This is a genomic window from Thermodesulfovibrio aggregans (assembly GCF_001514535.1).
GTDB lineage: Bacteria > Nitrospirota > Thermodesulfovibrionia > Thermodesulfovibrionales > Thermodesulfovibrionaceae > Thermodesulfovibrio > Thermodesulfovibrio aggregans.
The window spans coordinates 60,221-77,160 of the sequence record NZ_BCNO01000002.1 but is presented as its reverse complement, the minus strand read 5'-3'; the positions used below and the strand labels follow the sequence as shown (position 1 = coordinate 77,160).

The following is a 16,940-nucleotide window of genomic DNA, read 5'->3' as shown; positions in this document are numbered from 1 at the left end:
ACTATCTTTTAGAAAAATTTAGCCTAAAATTCCTATCAAAGTAAAAGACATCTGTTACTTTTTTTCTTTCATTTTTACTTTATGTAACAATTTCACCTGCCCTGAAAAATAAAAATTTATTGTTTTCAACAGTCTTATCTACTGGTATGTTTTTTGATTCTAATGTTTACATGTTTCGTTTTTTCAGAAAAAACAAAGTGGAATCTAAAATTCTTCATCAGAAGGAGTTTGTTGTAGTTGATACTGAACTAACAGGATTGAATGAAAAGGAAGATAGCATTATATCCATTGGAGCAATACTTATGAGAGAGAGAAGCATTCTTGTTGGAGACATTTTCTATAGAATTCTAAATCCTCAGAGCAAATTAAAGGGAGAGTCCGTCTTAATCCACGAGTTGACATCAACCGAGCTTGAAAAATGTCCCGATACAAAACCAATTCTCAGGGAATTTCTAGATTTTGTTAAAAACAGACCGGTTGTGGGACATTTTATTGAGATTGATCTGAATTTTTTAAAGAGACAGATAAAAAAATCATTGAATATAAAGTTCGAGCCCGAGGCAATCGATACATATATAATTTTCAAATGGCTTATTGAAAGAGGATTAATCTCTGAAAAATTCAAAGGTGCGAAATCACTATCTGAGATTGCAGAGGCTTTTAATATAAAAGTAGATTCGCTTCATGATTCTCTCTCAGATGCCTTCATAACAGCTCAGATTTTTCAGAGAGAAATAGCCTTGATTCAAAAAATTCAACTTTCCTGGTTTGACTTTATCAAAAAAATAGGGAAACCTCATGTATCCGGATACATGTTTGGTCAATACGAAAAAAACTATCAATTCTGAAGAAGGAGGTGTATTATGGTAACAAAGGATGTATTGGATGCCTATTGGAGAGAAAACAAAACGCTCATGTATCTGATTCTTCTCGTATGGTTTACTGTCTCGTATGTGGCAGCTGTCTTTGCATCTTCCCTTAATAACATCACAATACTTGGATTTCCCCTTGGTTACTATATGGGTGCACAGGGTTCGATTACAGTATTTGTTATTTTGAATCTAATTTACTCAAAAAAGATGAATGATTTAGACAAAAAATATGGATTAGAGGAGGAATAACTATGGCAAGAGAGGCAATGGATGCATGGACTAAGAAACTTAGGCAGATTTATGGAGTCTATACGGGAGTATTTGTTCTCTTTGTAATAGCTCTCTGGATTGCTGAAGGAATGGGACTTCCCCCAAAGTACATCGGATATGCTTTTTTATTTGGAACAATTGGTGTTTATGCTGCAATCGGAATCCTCTCAAGAACTTCAGTGGTTGCCGAATATTATGTAGCTGGAAGAAAAGTTCCTGCAGTTTTCAATGGGATGGCAACTGCCTCAGACTGGATGAGTGCTGCATCATTCATTGGTATGGCAGGAGCTCTATATCTTCGGGGATATGATGGTTTAGCCTTTATCATGGGATGGACAGGTGGTTATGTTCTTCTTGCTGTTATGGTTGCACCATACATAAGAAAATTTGGACAATTTACCATTCCCGATTTTCTTGAGGCAAGATATGGTGGTAAACTGCCAAGAATGATAGGTATATTATCTGCTATCATCGTTTCCTTTGCCTATCTGATTGCTCAGATCACAGGCGTAGGCATTATTACAAGCAGATTTGTTGGAATTCCCTTTGAAGCAGGCGTTTTTCTTGGACTTACAGGAATACTTGTGTGTTCCTTTCTTGGTGGCATGAGGGCGGTTACATGGACTCAGGTGGCCCAATACATAATACTCATAGTTGCCTACATGATACCGGTAGTTGCAATTTCCTATAAACAGACAGGTATTCCAATTCCTCAACTAATGTATGGACAGGCTTTGCAGGTCATAGAGACAAAACAGAAAGAGCTTGTAAATGACGCTAAAGAAATTGAAGTCAGGCAGGAGTGGAAAAAGAAAGCCAATGAAATTGCTGCAAAGATAAAAGGACTTCCTGATACATGGCAAAAAGAAAGGGCTGAACTTGAAGAAAAGCTCAGGAATACTCCAGCCGATTCGCCTGATAGAGCAAAGGTTGAAAAAGCTTTGAAGGATTATCCGAAAACATCAGAGGAGGCTAAAGAAAAATGGACCGCCGCAATGAAGCAAGCAGAGGCTATGTCAAAGCCTCCAAAATCCTATGTGGCGCCACCTACTGATACAAAGGGAATAGTTAACTTTCTTGCCCTTACATTTTGCCTGATGGTAGGAACTGCTGGACTGCCCCATGTTCTTATGAGATTTTATACAACCCCTACAGTTCGTGAGGCACGAAGTTCTGCTGCTTGGGCTTTGTTTTTCATATTTCTGCTCTATTTCACTGCTCCTGCTTATGCTGCCTTTGCAAGAAGTGAGATACTAACTAATGTAGTTGGTCAGGCTTTTTCAGCATTACCTGCTTGGGTTGCCAAATGGGCTTCTGTAGGTTTAATCTCAATAAAGGATATGAATGGTGACGGAATAATTCAGTTTTCTGAGATCATAATACAGGCTGATGCTGTTGTCCTTGCCACACCAGAAATAGCAGGACTTCCATATGTGGTAGCAGGGCTTATTGCAGCAGGTGGTCTTGCAGCTGCTCTCTCTACAGCTGACGGACTCCTTATTACAATCTCAAATGCCATATCTCATGATCTTTACTACAAGATAATCAATCCAAATATATCGCCATCAACAAGAGTTAAAATCGGTAAAGCTCTTTTAATAGTAGTTGCTGCAATCGGTGCCTATGTGGCAAGTTTCAAACTTGCAATTATTGTTGAACTTGTAGCATGGGCTTTCTCACTTGCTGCTGCAACCTTTTTCCCGGCAGTGGTTCTAGGTATCTGGGATAAGAGAATGAATAAGGCAGGTGCTGTATCTGGAACGATTGTTGGACTTTTAGTTACTGCATACTACATAATTGGAAGCAGATTTTATGGTGTTAACTGGTTTGGTATAAATACGATTGCTGCAGGGATATTCGGACTTCCTGCAAATCTGATTGTTGCTTTAGTTATATCAAGGCTAACAGCCGCACCTTCTCAGGAATTGCAGGAGTTTGTTGACAATATCAGATACCCAAAAGGTGCTATCAGAGGTGGATTAGAAGAATGACATTCAAAATTTTTATTAATTATACCCTTTCATTCATAATGTGGCTCGTCATTGGACGAGCCATCCTCTCCTTATTTACAAAGGATCCAGGAAATCCCGTATATGGAATTTTTCTGAAGGCAACTGAACCGATTTATAAAGTGACAAGAAAGATATTTCCCAAAGGAACAACAATTTTTATTATAATCTTTATAGTTATTGTCCGTATCTTGGTAGTAAAATACCTTTAATTGATATGGAAGGCTTAGAGATAATAAGACAGATATATCCCTTTAATACCCTCCCATCAGAGGAGATTGAAGACATAGTATCAAAGGCTGAATTGAAAGTTTATAAGAAGAATGAAATTCTCTTCAAAGAAGGGAGTGAACCCCTTAAGTTTCTGTATATAATTCTTGAAGGTGAGGTTTTTCTTGAAAAAAATTCCCAGCTCATAGCCCATCTTAAAGGTGGAGACATCTTCGGATATGTATCTTTAGTTAGTGAAATGCCTCCTGTGTCAACAGCCATTATTGTTGAAGAGAATACAAAAATTCTTCAGATAGAAAAGGAAAAATTTCTTGATTTACTGACAAAATATCAAAGTTTTTCCAGATACTTCACAAAAGAGCTTGCCAAAAGAATACACAGGACTCCAAGGCTAAGAAGTTCGTTCCAGATTGAGAGGCTTCTTGATGTTAGAATAAAGGATATTAAAATCAAAGAACCGATACTGATAAGGGGTGATGCAAACATAACAGATACAGCAAAAACTATGGCTGAAAATGACTCAACCTTCTGTCTCGTTCAAAGAGATGGAGATATTGGCATCATTACTGAGAGAGATATTATAAAAAAAGTTCTTGCAAAGGAAATAAATCCCTCAGAGATAAAAGCTCAGGATGTGGCGACTTTTCCTGTAATTGCTATGGATGCTTCTGAACCACTTTTTAATGCTATGTTAACCATGGCAAAACACAAGATAAGAAAATTAGTTATTAAAAATGCTGGAGCAATATGGGGAATTCTTGATGACAGAGTGGTAATATCCCATGAAAGTAAGAACATAGTTTTTCTTATTAAGGAAATAGAAAGAGCTAAGACTATAGAAGAACTCTCTTATTTTTATTCACTTGTCAACGAAAGTGTAGTTGAAGGTGTAATGTCTGGATTGGACCCTGAATATGTAGGTAAATACATTGCCGAATTAAACGATCATTTCATGTCAAGAGTAGCTCAACTTGTTGAAGAAGAATTAGGAAAGCCTTCTTTTAGATATGCCATTATAGTAATAGGTTCAGAAGGAAGAAGAGAACAGAGCCTTAAAACAGATCAGGATAATGCTCTTGTCTTTGAAGGAAATAAAGAAAGTAAAGATTATTTCGAAAAATTCTCAGAGAAATATATAAAGTATCTTCTTGACATTGGATTTCCACCCTGTCAGGGAAATGTTATGTTAAACAACGCTTACTGGAGAAGAACCAAAGAAGAGTGGTTTAAAGAAATATCAAGATGGATGGAAAATCCAAAGCCTGAGAATGTTTTAAACATAAGCATATTTTTTGATTTTAGAAATGTTTACGGCGACGAAGAGCTGATTGATGAACTCTGGCATTACATCTTCACAAAAATTAAAACATCAAAACATTTCCTGCCTTTTCTTGCCTCAGAAGCTATAAAATTCAGAGTTCCCATTGGTTTTTTAGGGAACTTTAAAACAGAAAAAGAAGGAAAACATAAAGGAGAAATTGACATAAAAAAATATGGCATTTTCCCGATAACACAGGGTATAAGAGTCCTTTCTCTTCATAATGAAATAAGAAATACAAATACCTTTGAAAGAATCAGGAAGTTGAAAGAGATGTCTATTTTTACATCTGATTTTGCCAGAGACATGGAAGAAGGATACAGGTTTTTAATGGCTTTGAGGCTTAGAGAACAGGCAAAGGAAATTAGGAATGGCGTACTACCCGACAATTACATTAATCCAAAGGAATTAGCCAGAACAGAAAAAGAGATTCTTAAGAATATTTTTAGAAAAATAGAGGAATTCCAGAAACTTCTTTTTGACAAATACAACCTCAGATATTTTTCTTAAATTTGTTACCCAACTAAACATTTATTGTTACTTTTGGTAACATTTCCCTTTTGTTAAACCAAATGAGTTCTTAAATATTCAACATGTTAAAAATTGGCACACCTCTTGCATATTTAGATAATATGGTGAAAATAATTGAAGATGTAATTGATTTCCTTAAATCAGTACCTCCCTTTGAATTCTTAAGTGAAGAAGTTATCAATTCTGTAACAGTTAAAACATCTATGGAGTATTACCCAAAAGGCACTCATATTCTTCTTCAAGATGGTCCGCCAAGTGAGTTTCTTTATGTAATTAAAAAAGGTGGAGTCAAAGTTTACAGAAGAGTTGAAAATGAAGATATAGTTATCGATTACAGAAGCGAAGGTGATAGCTTTGGCTTTATTTCTCTTATGAGTGGAGATAAATCAAGAGCAAATGTAGTAGCCATTGATGATACGATTTGTTATCTCGTACCAAAGGAAACTGTTTTAAACCTTATTGATAGATATTCTGAAGTAAGAGACTTTTTCTTAAAGTCTTTTATGAATATTTATCTTGACAAAAGATACAGAGAGGAACAATCAAAAAAAGCTATTACCTATACAGTAGATAAAGTTCTTTTTACAACAACTGTAGAGGAAATTGCTACGAAAGATTTAATTTCTGTTCCTGAAAATACATCCATAAAGGATGCTGCTAAAATAATGTGTGAAAATTCAATAAGTTCACTTATAGTGATGGACGAACAGGGAATTCCAGTTGGAATAATTACAGACAAAGACCTGCGTAGAAAAGTTGTAGCATCCGCAAGAAATGTAGATGAACCTGTTAAAAACATAATGAGTTATCCAATCATTAAGATTGACGCAAAAGATTTCTGTTTTGAAGCTGTAGTTAGAATGCTTAAATATAACATTCATCATCTTTTAGTAATTAAAAACGGTAAAATTAACGGAATTATTACAAATCATGACATAATGATGCTACAAGGATTTTCTCCTGTAACCATTGTAAGAGATCTGGAGATACAACAATCAGTTGAAGGATTAATGAATGCATCAAAACAGGTAAACGCTGTTGTAGGCAATCTAATCTCTCAAGGTGCCAAAGCAAGCAACATAACAAGAATCATAACGGAGATAAATGACAGAATAGTAAGGAAAATTATTCAGTTTGCTGAAAGAGAATTTGGTCCCCCACCAGTTCCATACTGCTGGATTGCACTTGGCTCAGAGGGAAGAAAAGAGCAGACTTTTAAAACTGATCAGGACAACGCCCTTATCTATGCCGATCCTAATCCAGCAGAGCAGGAGGCTGTTCAGAAATACTTTTTTGAGTTTACAGGTTACATAAAAGAAAACTTACTTAAATGTGGATTCCCTCCTTGCCCTGGTGATATTATGGCAAGTAATCCAAGATGGTGCCAGCCTCTTAAAGTCTGGAAAAAATATTTTTCCCAATGGATTTATACTCCCAGAGGTGAAAACATAAATCTTTCAAATATATTTTTTGATTTCCGCGGAATTTATGGAGACCTCTCCCTTGAAGAAAATCTTAGAGACTATCTTTTAAACATAGTTAAAGATCAGAGAGTATTTCTTGGATATTTAGCAAATCTTGCAGTTCGCAACAGACCTCCACTTGGTTTCTTAAAAACCTTTGTTGTTGAGAAAAGCGGTGAACATAAAGACAAACTTAATCTAAAAATCAAAGGGATTGCACCTATCGTTGACATAATAAGACTTTTCAGTCTTGAAAAAGGAGTAAGAGAGACATCAACATTAGAGAGAATTGAAGCCTTAAAAAGTAAACACACTGTCGTCAGAGATTTTGCCGATGAAATAATTTATGCATTTGAATTTCTTATGCTTCTTAGAATTCGTCATCAATATGAGAAGGTTTTACAGAATAAAATGCCTGATAACTTTATTGATCCTGAATCGTTAAGTAATCTTGAAAAAAAGCTTCTTAAAGATACATTCCAGCTTATATCAAAACTTCAGGATATTCTTATTGAGAGATACAAACTGATGATTATATAGCGATGATTAAATTGTTCAGAAAAAGAATTGAAAAAAAAGTGATTTTAGAACAGCCAATCAGTGAGACAGATTTTGTTATAGTTGACACAGAGCTTACAGGATTAAATGAATTTAAAGACAATATCATAGCTATTGGTGCAATAAAAATGAGAGGTAAAACTATAAAAATAGGAGAAGTCTTTTACAGAACAGTGAGCCCATCAACAAATAAGTTTAGAAAAGAAAGTATCATGATTCATGAGATAACACCCTCTGAACTTGAAAAATGTCCAAGGATAGAACCAATTCTCAGGGAATTTATGAGATTTTCTAAGAATTGCATTTTTGTAGGACATTGCCTTGACGTAGACTTAGTTTTTCTAAAGAAGGAAATTAGAAGTAATCTGAGAGAAACTTTTGATCCAGATGGTTTAGATACTCTACTAATCTACAAATGGCTTATCAAAAAGGGAGTTTTACCATCTCATTTTGAAAATAAAAATTCTCTTGAAGATATTGCTTTATCACTGGGAGTTGAGGCAAGAGAACTACACGATGCTCTTTCAGATGCCTTTATTACAGCGCAGATATTTCAAAAATTACTCTCCTATCTTGGAGAGTTTAAAATATTCACCGTCGGTGAACTATTAAAAATAGGCTCAATTCATACAAAAAGCCTAACAGACATGATGAAAAAAGAAGCCTATCAACTTTAAGAAGGAGGTTTGATATGAAAGAAAAAATTTTAAATTCAGAAGAATTCAAGAGACTTGTAAAAAGTAAGAATTCTATTTCTCTTATTCTAACAGTATTAGAATTGTTTATCTATTTTGGTTTTATTTTACTAATCGCCTATAACAAAGAATTTCTAGGGCAGAAAATTTTCGGTCCTGTAACTGTAGGCATACCCCTCGGCATAGGCGTAATTGTTTTAAGCTGGGTTTTTACTGGAATTTATGTAGCATGGTCAAACAAAGTTTACGATGAAAAGGTTTCGCAAATTAGAGAAAAAATAGGAGGAGAGTGATGCAAACAGTTTTAGGACAACCAACATTAACAGGTATATTTTTCTTTCTACTTTTTGTGGCAGCAACACTTTATATAACATATTGGGCAGCTAAAAGAACTAGAACAACAGCAGAGTTTTATGCAGCTGGAAGAAGTATAACAGGACTGCAGAATGGACTTGCCCTTGCAGGAGACTATATGTCTGCAGCAAGCTTTTTAGGAATTGCCGGTCTGGTGTCACTTAAAGGTTATGATGGACTAATTTACGCAGTTGGATGGCTTGTTGGATGGCCTATAGTTATGTTTTTAATTGCAGAGCCATTAAGAAATCTTGGTAAATATACCTTTGCAGATGTTGTTGCATACAGACTAAAGCAAAGACCAATCAGAACAGCTGCAGCAACAGGCGCTTTAATTACTGTTTTGTTTTATCTTATTGCTCAGATGGTTGGTGCAGGCTCGTTAATAAAACTTATGTTCGGACTTCCCTATGAAGTAGCAATAATTATAGTAGGATGCCTTATGATAGCCTATGTTCTATTCGGCGGAATGCTTGCAACAACATGGGTTCAAATTATAAAAGCCTGTCTTCTTCTTGGTGGTGCAACAATTTTAGTTTTTCTTACACTTTATAAATTTGGCTTTAATTATATTGAACTTTTTTCAAGTGTTACCTCAAAGTATGGTGACAAATTTGTTCAGCCAGGTGGTTTAATAAAGAATCCTATTGATGCAATCTCCTTAGGACTTGCCTTAATGTTTGGAACTGCGGGACTACCTCATATACTTATGAGATTTTATACTGTGCCCGATGCAAAAGAAGCAAGAAAATCTGTATTTTATGCAACAGGCTTTATAGGATATTTTTATATACTTACATTTACAATTGGATTTGGTGCTGCAGCTCTTGTAGGTCATGAGATAATAAGTAAAATTGACAAGGGTGGTAATATGGCAGCACCTCTGCTTGCTGAAGCCCTTGGTGGTGAGATATTTTTAGGATTTTTAGCAGCGGTTGCCTTTGCAACCATCTTAGCAGTTGTTGCAGGATTAACTTTAGCTGGTGCATCTGCTGTTTCACACGATATTTATGTGGGAGTTGTTAAAAGAGGAAAGGCAGATGAAAAGCAAGAGGTAAAAGCAGCTAAAATATCTACTCTTTGTCTTGGATTACTTGCAATAATTCTTGGAATCGTATTTAAGGGGCAAAATGTTGCATTTATGGTTGGTTTAGCCTTTGCAGTTGCTGCATCAGCCAATTTTCCTGCTCTTTTTATGTCCATATTCTGGAAAAAATTTACTACACAGGGAGCATTGGCGAGCATATATACAGGACTTATTTTAAGCGTTGTTTTAATAATTTTAAGTCCTACTGTGTGGGTTGATATATTTAAGAATCCTCAAGCCATATTCCCTTTGAAAAATCCCGGAATAATCTCATTTTTTGGTTCTTTTATAGCAGGGATTGTAACTTCATTGCTTACAAGAGAAAAGGAAGCAGAAGAAAAGTTTGAATCTGAAAAAATAAGATCCTATGTTGGTATTGGTGCTGAATAAATGTTAAAATCAATAGAAAAAAAGGAGGTAAAACTATGACACAGGGAATTGATGTATTACTAAAAGAACAGAGGGTATTCCCTCCACCAAAGGAGATTTCTGAGAAAGCCTATATCAAAAGCATGGCTGAATATGAAGAAATGTATAAGCGTTCTGTAGAAGACCCTGAAGGTTTTTGGGGTGAGATTGCAGAAAAGAACATTACATGGTATAAAAAGTGGGAAAAAGTCTTAGATTATGATTTCAATAAACCCTATATAAAGTGGTTTATAGGTGGAAAACTTAATGCATCTTATAACTGCCTTGATCGAAATCTTGCCACCTTAGGTAATAAAGCAGCATTGATATGGGAAGCAGATGATGGTGAAGTTAGAACATATACGTACTGGCAACTCTATAGAGAAGTAAATCGATTTGCCAATGTCTTAAAAAAGCTCGGTATTAAAAAGGGCGATAGAGTTGCTGTCTATCTACCCATGATCCCTGAACTTCCCATAACCCTTCTTGCCTGTGCAAGAATAGGTGCAATTCATAGTGTTGTATTTGCTGGCTTTTCAGCTCAATCCCTTAGAGACAGAATAAATGACTGTGGTGCAAAGCTACTTATTACAGCAAATCAGGGAGTAAGAGGTGGTAGGCTTGTACCATTAAAAGCAAATGCTGACCAGGCTTTAGATGGAGCTCCATCTGTTGAAAAAGTAATAGTTGTAAAAAGAACTCCCAATTTTGTTGATATGGATCCTGAAAGAGATTTCTGGTGGCACGATCTTATGAGTGATCCAGAGATAAGCAATTATTGTGAGCCAGAGGTAATGGATGCCGAAGACCCACTGTTCATTCTCTACACATCAGGCTCAACAGGAAAGCCAAAGGGAGTGCTTCACACAACTGGTGGATACATGGTTTATGTAAATTTGACATTTAAATTGGTATTTGATTACAAACCTGAGGAAATATTTTTCTGCACAGCAGATATAGGATGGGTAACAGGTCACAGTTATATAGTTTATGGACCTCTTAGCGCTGGTGCTACTTCTTTGATGTTTGAAGGAGTTCCAACATATCCAAATCCTGGAAGATTCTGGGAAATAGTTGAAAAACACAGAGTTAATATTTTTTATACAGCTCCAACTGCCATAAGAGCACTAATGAGAGAAGGAGAAAAATGGCCCTATAAATATGATCTTTCAAGTCTTAGAATTCTTGGTACAGTTGGTGAACCAATTAATCCTGAGGCATGGATTTGGTATTACAAGCATGTAGGCAGAGAACGCTGTCCAATAGTTGATACATGGTGGCAGACAGAAACAGGTGGATTTATGATCACTCCTTTGCCGGGAGCAATGACATTAAAACCAGGTTCTGCAACAAAACCTTTCTTTGGAGTTGTTCCGAAAGTTCTTAAAGAAGATGGTTCTCCTGCAGGAGTAAATGAGGGAGGATACCTTGTTATCGAAAAACCCTGGCCCGGAATGTTAAGAGGAACATGGGGAGATCCAGAAAACAAAAGAATTAAGGAAGTTTACTTTTCTCGTTTCCCTGGAAAATACTTTACAGGTGATGGGGCAAGAGTGGATGAAGACGGTGATTACTGGTTAATGGGAAGAATTGATGATGTTATAAATGTCTCTGGACACAGAATCGGAACAGCAGAGGTTGAATCAGCTCTTGTAGCTCATCCTGCAGTTGCAAAGGCAGCGGTTGTTGGTTTCCCTCATGATATTAAGGGTGAAGGTATCTATGTTTATGTTGTTTTAAAGGAAGGATATGAGCCTTCCAAAGATTTAGAGAAATTACTAATCTCTCATATAAGACAGATGATAGGTCCTATTGCAACACCTGATAAAATACAGTTTGCTGGAGGACTTCCAAAGACAAGAAGTGGTAAGATAATGAGAAGAATTTTAAGAAAAATTGCCTCAGGTGCTTTAGAAGATCTTGGTGACACTTCAACTCTTGCTGATCCATCTGTAGTTGAAGAGCTTGTTTCAGGAAGAAAATAATAAAATAACATTTAAGGGGGATGATAAACCCTATTCATCCCCCTTAAATAAAACTTTCATCAGTTATCAAAAAATTTTTCTATGTTTAAATTTCCCTTTATTGGAAAGTATCGTATAAGCGCAAAATAGATGATGTGCCTTGTAGACTTCAGATGTATGTCTACTAATGATTTATATACCAATTCATGGCTATTACCTGATTTTCAATTTTTTTCGTAAAAATTTTTGGGCTTCTATTGAAATTTTTTTTATAATTATATAAAATTTTTTTATGCAAGAGAGCATTATTATAATTTTTGGGCTTTCTATTCTATCTTTTATCTCAGGTATGCTCGGGCTTGGTGTAGCCTTTGCTGCCATTCCATTTCTAGGCTTTTTCATGCAAGATTTAGTTCATCAGGTTCAACCTTTAAGTCTTTTGCTAAATGGTGTTACAGCTTTGCTTTCTTCATTTGGTTTTGCAAGAAGTGGCTTTATTGACTGGAAAAAAGCAATACTTCTGTCGGTCATTACAACAGTTTCTGCTCCTATCGGTGCATACATTGTTCAATTTATCAATCAAAAATATGTATGGATTATTTATTTTATCTCGGTATTTTATCTTGCCTATAGACTTTTTAAACCTGTAAAGAGTTCTCATAATGTTGAAAATTTCAAGCTTGCAGCTCTGTTAGCAATACCTATTTCAATACTTGCTGGCTTTCTTGGAGTGGGACCTGGTTTTCTGCTTATGCCAACACTTATTATTGCAGGCTTTGAACCCAAGAAAGCTGCAGGAATAAATTCCTTTGCAGTTTGCCCTCCTTCATTTTCTGCTTTAATACCCCATTTAAGCACAGCTCAGTGGAATTTCTCTCTAACCATTGCTTTAGTAGTTGTTGGAGCTTTATTTTCCTTCTTTGGTGCAAGAACAACGAGCAGGTTTGTCCCCGGTTCACAGGTAAAACAGATATTTGCAATTTTAATTCTTGTTGTTACAGGATACAAAATTTATACGCTATTTATGAATTGAGAAAAAGATGATGAAAAATGAAAAACTTATAATCAAATGGCAAAGACTTGTTGAAAATAATACTACCTGTCCACGATGCTCAGAAACAGAAAAGGAAATTGAAAAGGCTTTCAAAAAACTAAAAGAAGCTTTAAAAGTCTTAAATATAGAGGTTATACTGAAAAAGTACGAGTTAAATAAATCGGAGTTCAGTAAAAATCCTTTAAGTTCCAATCTTATATTAATCAATGATAAACCTCTTGAGGAATGGCTTGGTGCAGAGGCAGGGCAATCTAAATGTTGTAGTGTTTGTGGAGATAATGACTGCAGAACAGTTCAGTTTAATGGAACAATTTATGAATCTGTCCCTGAAAATTTAATAATTAAAGCCTGTCTGCTTGCAGCATCTGAACTGATTTCAGGCGAAAGAAAAGTTAAAGTTTTGAATTTTAAGTAATGGAGGAGTTTATGAGAAAATTTCTTGAAAAACTGCATAATTTTAAACTTCTACCTTTTTTCGTTATTGTTAGCATGATTATTGGAATTGCAATTGGAAAATAGATTTGCACCATGTATTGCAATGGTAATTGTTTTTACCTATCTTGCAGGAGGAAATGGTCCACTTGCAATAATACTTGTTGCTTTTAATTCAATTGTTCAGATGCTTTCAATCCTCCTGTTGCTCTTGCTACTGTAATCGGTCCACTGATTGAAGTACCTTTTAAGTTTGCTCTTGTTACGAACTTGATTTTGCCAGAACTTTGTCCGAATTTGGTAGTACAGAATGCCGAAGGCGGGACTCGAACCCGCACGGGTTTCCCCACACGCCCCTCAAACGTGCGTGTCTACCAGTTCCACCACTTCGGCTATTTTTAATAATAGCAAGAACCATAAATTTGTTTCAAGCTCTTTGTAGAAGTATTTGACTAAAAGCACTTAAATGTATTAGAAAAAACTATGATAAAGCGTTATTATTCTTTTGGAGAATATCTTAAAGAAATTTTTGGGAAAAAAGTCTATAAAGTAAATGTGGACGCCGGGTTCACATGCCCGAATAGAGACGGCACTCTTGGTTATGGTGGATGTATTTACTGCAACAATGCATCATTCAGACCTCCAAGCTGTGTCCCAGAAATCTCTTTAACAGAGCAGATTTCAAGAGGAATAGAGCATGTTAAAAAAAGATATAAAGCAGAGGCTTTTCTTGTTTATTTTCAGCCCTATACGAATACTTATGCGCCAGTAGAAAAACTTGAAAAGCTTTACAGAGAGGCTCTTTCTTTCCCAGAGGTTATCGGTCTTGCTATAGGAACAAGGCCTGATTGTGTTGATGAGGAAAAACTTGAACTTTTACGAGATTTATCAAAAACTCATTTAATAATTATTGAGTATGGGTTACAATCAATATATGACAAATCTCTTAAGTTTATTAAAAGAGGGCATGACTATTCCACTTTTCTTAAGGCTGTTTATGATACACATGAAAGGGGCATTTTAGTTGGAGCACACATCATAGTTGGACTTCCAACTGAAACTCGTGAAGAATCCCTTGCAATGGCAGATGAGATAAATCGCCATCCCATAAAGTTTCTGAAGATTCATCAACTTCAGGTTGTAAAAGATACTGTTCTTGCCCGTATATATGAGAGAGAGCCTTTTAAGGTTTTTGAGTATGAAGAGTATCTTGATTTTGTGGTAGATTTTCTTGAGAGACTCAGTCCAGATATTGTAATTCAGAGACTTTTTGCAACCTCACCTGATGAGATTTTAATTGCCCCTAAATGGAACCGCTCAAAACAGCAGATTTTGAATGACATAAATAAAAGGCTTGAGGAGAGAAATGCTCGCCAGGGTTCAAAGTGCTCATTTAATAGGCATAGAGCCCTATGCTGTTGATGTAGAGGTTGACATAGCTCAAAGAGGGCTGCCTCATTTTAATATTGTGGGACTTCCAGACACAGCAGTTAAAGAGTCTCGGGATAGAATAAAAGCTGCTTTTAAAAACACAGGATTTCCCTTTCCCATCAAGCAGATTACAGTAAATCTTGCTCCAGCAGACCTAAAAAAAGAGGGCTCTTCCTTTGACCTTCCCATTGCTGTAGGAATCTTGGCTGCAGAAGGGCATATTCCCAAAGATGTTCTCAAGGATTTTTTAATTGTTGGAGAACTCGCACTTGAAGGCAGACTTAGACCTGTAAAAGGGACACTCTGTATTGCTTCAAAGCTTAATGAACTGGGAGTAAAAAAATTAATTGTTCCCATGAAAAATGCTTCTGAAGCAGCTGTTGTAAAAGGTGTGGAAGTTTATGCTGTGGAAGATTTATCAGAGGTGGTAGAGTTTCTTAGAGGACAGAAGAATATTAAGCCATTTACTTCGGAGATTGATTGTTCTGAATCCAGCATCTATGAAGACCTTGCAGATGTAAAAGGACAGTTTCAGGCAAAAAGAGCACTTGAGATATCTGCAGCAGGTGGACACAATATTTTATTCATTGGACCACCGGGAAGTGGTAAAAGTATGCTTGCCCGTAGGCTTCCAGGGATACTTCCCCCCATGACAGTTGATGAGGCAATAGAGACAACAAAGATATACAGTGTGGCAGGACTGCTTCCTGATGGGAAAGGACTTATTACCAGTCGCCCATTTCGTAGCCCCCATCACTCATCCAGTGATGTAAGTTTGATAGGTGGTGGACAGATTCCTAAACCCGGTGAAGTATCACTTGCTCATAATGGAGTGCTTTTTCTTGATGAACTACCTGAGTTTAAAAGAAATGTTTTAGAGGTGCTTAGACAACCTCTTGAAGACGGCTTTGTAACAGTTGCTCGCAGTTATGCTACAGTTCAATTTCCTTCAAGATTTTTGCTGGTTGCAGCAATGAACCCATGTCCTTGCGGACATTCTGGAGACAGTCTTAAACCCTGCACCTGTACACCCCAGATGATAATTCGTTATCGTTCAAGGGTATCAGGTCCTCTTCTTGACAGGATTGACATACATATTGAAGTTCCAAGAGTTAACTATCAGGAACTCAAAGATGATACACCATCAGAAAGCTCAAAAATTGTTCGTGAGAGAGTGATAAGAGCAAGACAGATTCAGTTAAAAAGATTTAAGGACGAAGGAATATACTGCAATGCTCACATGAAAACGAAGCATTTAAAAAAATTCTGCAAAATTGATGAGGACTGCCACAGCCTGCTACAGTCTGCTATGGAAAAATTGGGCTTGTCTGCAAGGGCGCACTCAAAGATAATTAAAGTTGCAAGGACAATAGCTGACCTTGAAGGCTCTGAAAACATCAAAGCCTCCCATATAGCAGAGGCAATTCAGTATCGCAGTCTTGAAAGGTTAAGTTTTTAATGTTTAAAGTCCTTTTTATTGGAATTTCATCCTTTATCATAGCTCTATCAGGTGCAATGATGCCAGGACCTCTTTTTGCAGTAACAGTATCAGAAACACCTCGTAGAGGCTGGATTACAGGACCTGTTTTGGTAGCAGGTCATGGAGTTCTTGAGCTTTCTCTTTTACTTTTGATTGTTTCTGGTCTTGGAAGTTTTTTACAGATGAATGAAACTTTTATTGCTGTTGCACTGGTTGGTGGTATATTTTTATTTTTTATGGGGCTTTCAATGTTTCGTTCACTGCCAAAACTTAGCCTGCAAAATGAATTTAACAGGCAGGCAAAGGGCTCTCTTTTTTTATCAGGAATTTTGTTAAGTCTGGCAAACCCTTACTGGTCTTTCTGGTGGGCAACAATAGGACTTGGATATCTGGTTCAATCAATGGAAATTGGCATATTAGGAATTGTGGCATTTTTCACAGGACATATTCTTGGAGATTTAGCCTGGTATTCAGGTGTTTCATTGGGAGTGCATAAAGGCAAGAAAATTCTCAATGACAGCCTTTACAGAAAAATAGTCTTTTTCTGTGCCTTAATCCTTATAGGCTTTTCCTTTTACTTCATCTGGAAAGGGATTGAGAGGGTAAAATATTTTTTTAAACTATACTTATGATAAAGTGGCGAGAAATTTTTGATAAGATTGAACCTCTTATTTTTTCTCCCGAAGCCATTGTTATCACAAGAATGAGAAGAACGGGCAAAACAAAGGAATATACCAGACTTGAAAATACAGTATTCTGTTTTCAGATTTAAATATATATCGA

General features: G+C 36.2%; 17 protein-coding genes and 1 tRNA gene. 17 read left to right on the top strand and 1 reads right to left on the bottom strand.

Annotated features, from left to right (window positions below; genetic code table 11):
• Nucleotides 1-197 precede the first annotated feature (197 nt).
• The 13 genes from TAGGR_RS06865 (at nucleotide 198) to TAGGR_RS10665 (ending at nucleotide 13,469) form a co-directional block, all read left to right on the top strand.
• Complete coding sequence (locus TAGGR_RS06865) at nucleotides 198-848, top strand: 3'-5' exonuclease (protein ID WP_161936193.1); 651 nt, start codon at nucleotides 198-200, stop codon at nucleotides 846-848.
• 15 nt (nucleotides 849-863) lie between these two features.
• Nucleotides 864-1,121 carry a DUF4212 domain-containing protein gene (locus TAGGR_RS06860; RefSeq protein WP_059176631.1) on the top strand — a complete coding sequence of 86 codons (258 nt, stop codon included), beginning with the start codon at nucleotides 864-866 and terminating at the stop codon, nucleotides 1,119-1,121.
• A 2-nt stretch (nucleotides 1,122-1,123) separates the two neighbouring features.
• A complete protein-coding gene (locus tag TAGGR_RS06855) occupies nucleotides 1,124-3,133 on the top strand; it encodes a sodium:solute symporter family protein (protein WP_059176630.1) in 2,010 nt (669 codons plus the stop codon).
• On the top strand, nucleotides 3,130-3,363 hold the full coding sequence (locus TAGGR_RS11170; RefSeq protein ID WP_059176629.1) for a YggT family protein: 234 nt from the start codon (nucleotides 3,130-3,132) through the stop codon (nucleotides 3,361-3,363). The genes TAGGR_RS06855 and TAGGR_RS11170 overlap by 4 nt, the downstream gene beginning before the upstream one ends.
• Before the next feature lie 5 nt (nucleotides 3,364-3,368).
• Nucleotides 3,369-5,210, top strand: a complete 1,842-nt coding sequence (locus tag TAGGR_RS06845; protein WP_059176628.1) for a putative nucleotidyltransferase substrate binding domain-containing protein — start codon at nucleotides 3,369-3,371, stop codon at nucleotides 5,208-5,210.
• Between the two features lie 83 nt (nucleotides 5,211-5,293).
• Nucleotides 5,294-7,234 (top strand): DUF294 nucleotidyltransferase-like domain-containing protein, encoded by a 1,941-nt coding sequence (locus TAGGR_RS06840; protein WP_059176627.1) that lies wholly within the window; start codon nucleotides 5,294-5,296, stop codon nucleotides 7,232-7,234.
• A gap of 2 nt (nucleotides 7,235-7,236) precedes the next feature.
• Nucleotides 7,237-7,929 (top strand): 3'-5' exonuclease, encoded by a 693-nt coding sequence (locus TAGGR_RS06835; protein ID WP_059176626.1) that lies wholly within the window; start codon nucleotides 7,237-7,239, stop codon nucleotides 7,927-7,929.
• Nucleotides 7,930-7,943: 14 nt separating this feature from the next.
• Nucleotides 7,944-8,240, top strand: coding sequence for a DUF485 domain-containing protein (locus TAGGR_RS06830; RefSeq protein WP_059176625.1), 297 nt, complete (start codon nucleotides 7,944-7,946; stop codon nucleotides 8,238-8,240).
• Complete coding sequence (gene actP / locus TAGGR_RS06825; protein ID WP_059176624.1) at nucleotides 8,240-9,778, top strand: cation/acetate symporter ActP; 1,539 nt, start codon at nucleotides 8,240-8,242, stop codon at nucleotides 9,776-9,778. The genes TAGGR_RS06830 and actP overlap by 1 nt, the downstream gene beginning before the upstream one ends.
• A gap of 35 nt (nucleotides 9,779-9,813) precedes the next feature.
• Complete coding sequence (gene acs, locus TAGGR_RS06820) at nucleotides 9,814-11,781, top strand: acetate--CoA ligase (RefSeq protein WP_059176623.1); 1,968 nt, start codon at nucleotides 9,814-9,816, stop codon at nucleotides 11,779-11,781.
• A gap of 271 nt (nucleotides 11,782-12,052) precedes the next feature.
• Nucleotides 12,053-12,793: a sulfite exporter TauE/SafE family protein gene (locus TAGGR_RS06815; protein ID WP_059176622.1), complete on the top strand. Its 741-nt coding sequence runs from the start codon at nucleotides 12,053-12,055 to the stop codon at nucleotides 12,791-12,793.
• 7 nt (nucleotides 12,794-12,800) lie between these two features.
• Nucleotides 12,801-13,229, top strand: a complete 429-nt coding sequence (locus TAGGR_RS06810) for a DUF2703 domain-containing protein (protein ID WP_236698922.1) — start codon at nucleotides 12,801-12,803, stop codon at nucleotides 13,227-13,229.
• Nucleotides 13,230-13,322: 93 nt separating this feature from the next.
• A complete protein-coding gene (locus tag TAGGR_RS10665; RefSeq protein WP_082673603.1) occupies nucleotides 13,323-13,469 on the top strand; it encodes a hypothetical protein in 147 nt (48 codons plus the stop codon).
• A gap of 88 nt (nucleotides 13,470-13,557) precedes the next feature.
• On the opposite strand, the gene TAGGR_RS06805 is transcribed toward TAGGR_RS10665, so the two are convergent.
• A tRNA-Leu gene (locus TAGGR_RS06805) sits at nucleotides 13,558-13,639 on the bottom strand.
• 90 nt (nucleotides 13,640-13,729) lie between these two features.
• On the opposite strand from TAGGR_RS06805, the gene mnmL reads away from it, so the two are divergent.
• Genes mnmL through TAGGR_RS10660 form a run of 4 tightly spaced genes read left to right on the top strand, consistent with a single transcriptional unit; the run spans nucleotide 13,730 to nucleotide 16,929 of the window.
• Nucleotides 13,730-14,668 (top strand): tRNA modification radical SAM protein MnmL/YtqA, encoded by a 939-nt coding sequence (mnmL, locus tag TAGGR_RS06800; protein ID WP_059176621.1) that lies wholly within the window; start codon nucleotides 13,730-13,732, stop codon nucleotides 14,666-14,668.
• The gene (locus TAGGR_RS06795) at nucleotides 14,613-16,136 is read left to right on the top strand and encodes a YifB family Mg chelatase-like AAA ATPase (protein WP_059176620.1); all 1,524 of its coding nucleotides are present in this window, start codon (nucleotides 14,613-14,615) and stop codon (nucleotides 16,134-16,136) included. The genes mnmL and TAGGR_RS06795 overlap by 56 nt, the downstream gene beginning before the upstream one ends.
• On the top strand, nucleotides 16,136-16,789 hold the full coding sequence (locus tag TAGGR_RS06790) for a LysE family translocator (protein WP_059176619.1): 654 nt from the start codon (nucleotides 16,136-16,138) through the stop codon (nucleotides 16,787-16,789). Before TAGGR_RS06795 ends, TAGGR_RS06790 begins: the two co-directional genes overlap by 1 nt.
• The gene (locus tag TAGGR_RS10660) at nucleotides 16,786-16,929 is read left to right on the top strand and encodes a hypothetical protein (RefSeq protein ID WP_161936192.1); all 144 of its coding nucleotides are present in this window, start codon (nucleotides 16,786-16,788) and stop codon (nucleotides 16,927-16,929) included. Before TAGGR_RS06790 ends, TAGGR_RS10660 begins: the two co-directional genes overlap by 4 nt.
• Nucleotides 16,930-16,940 lie beyond the last annotated feature (11 nt).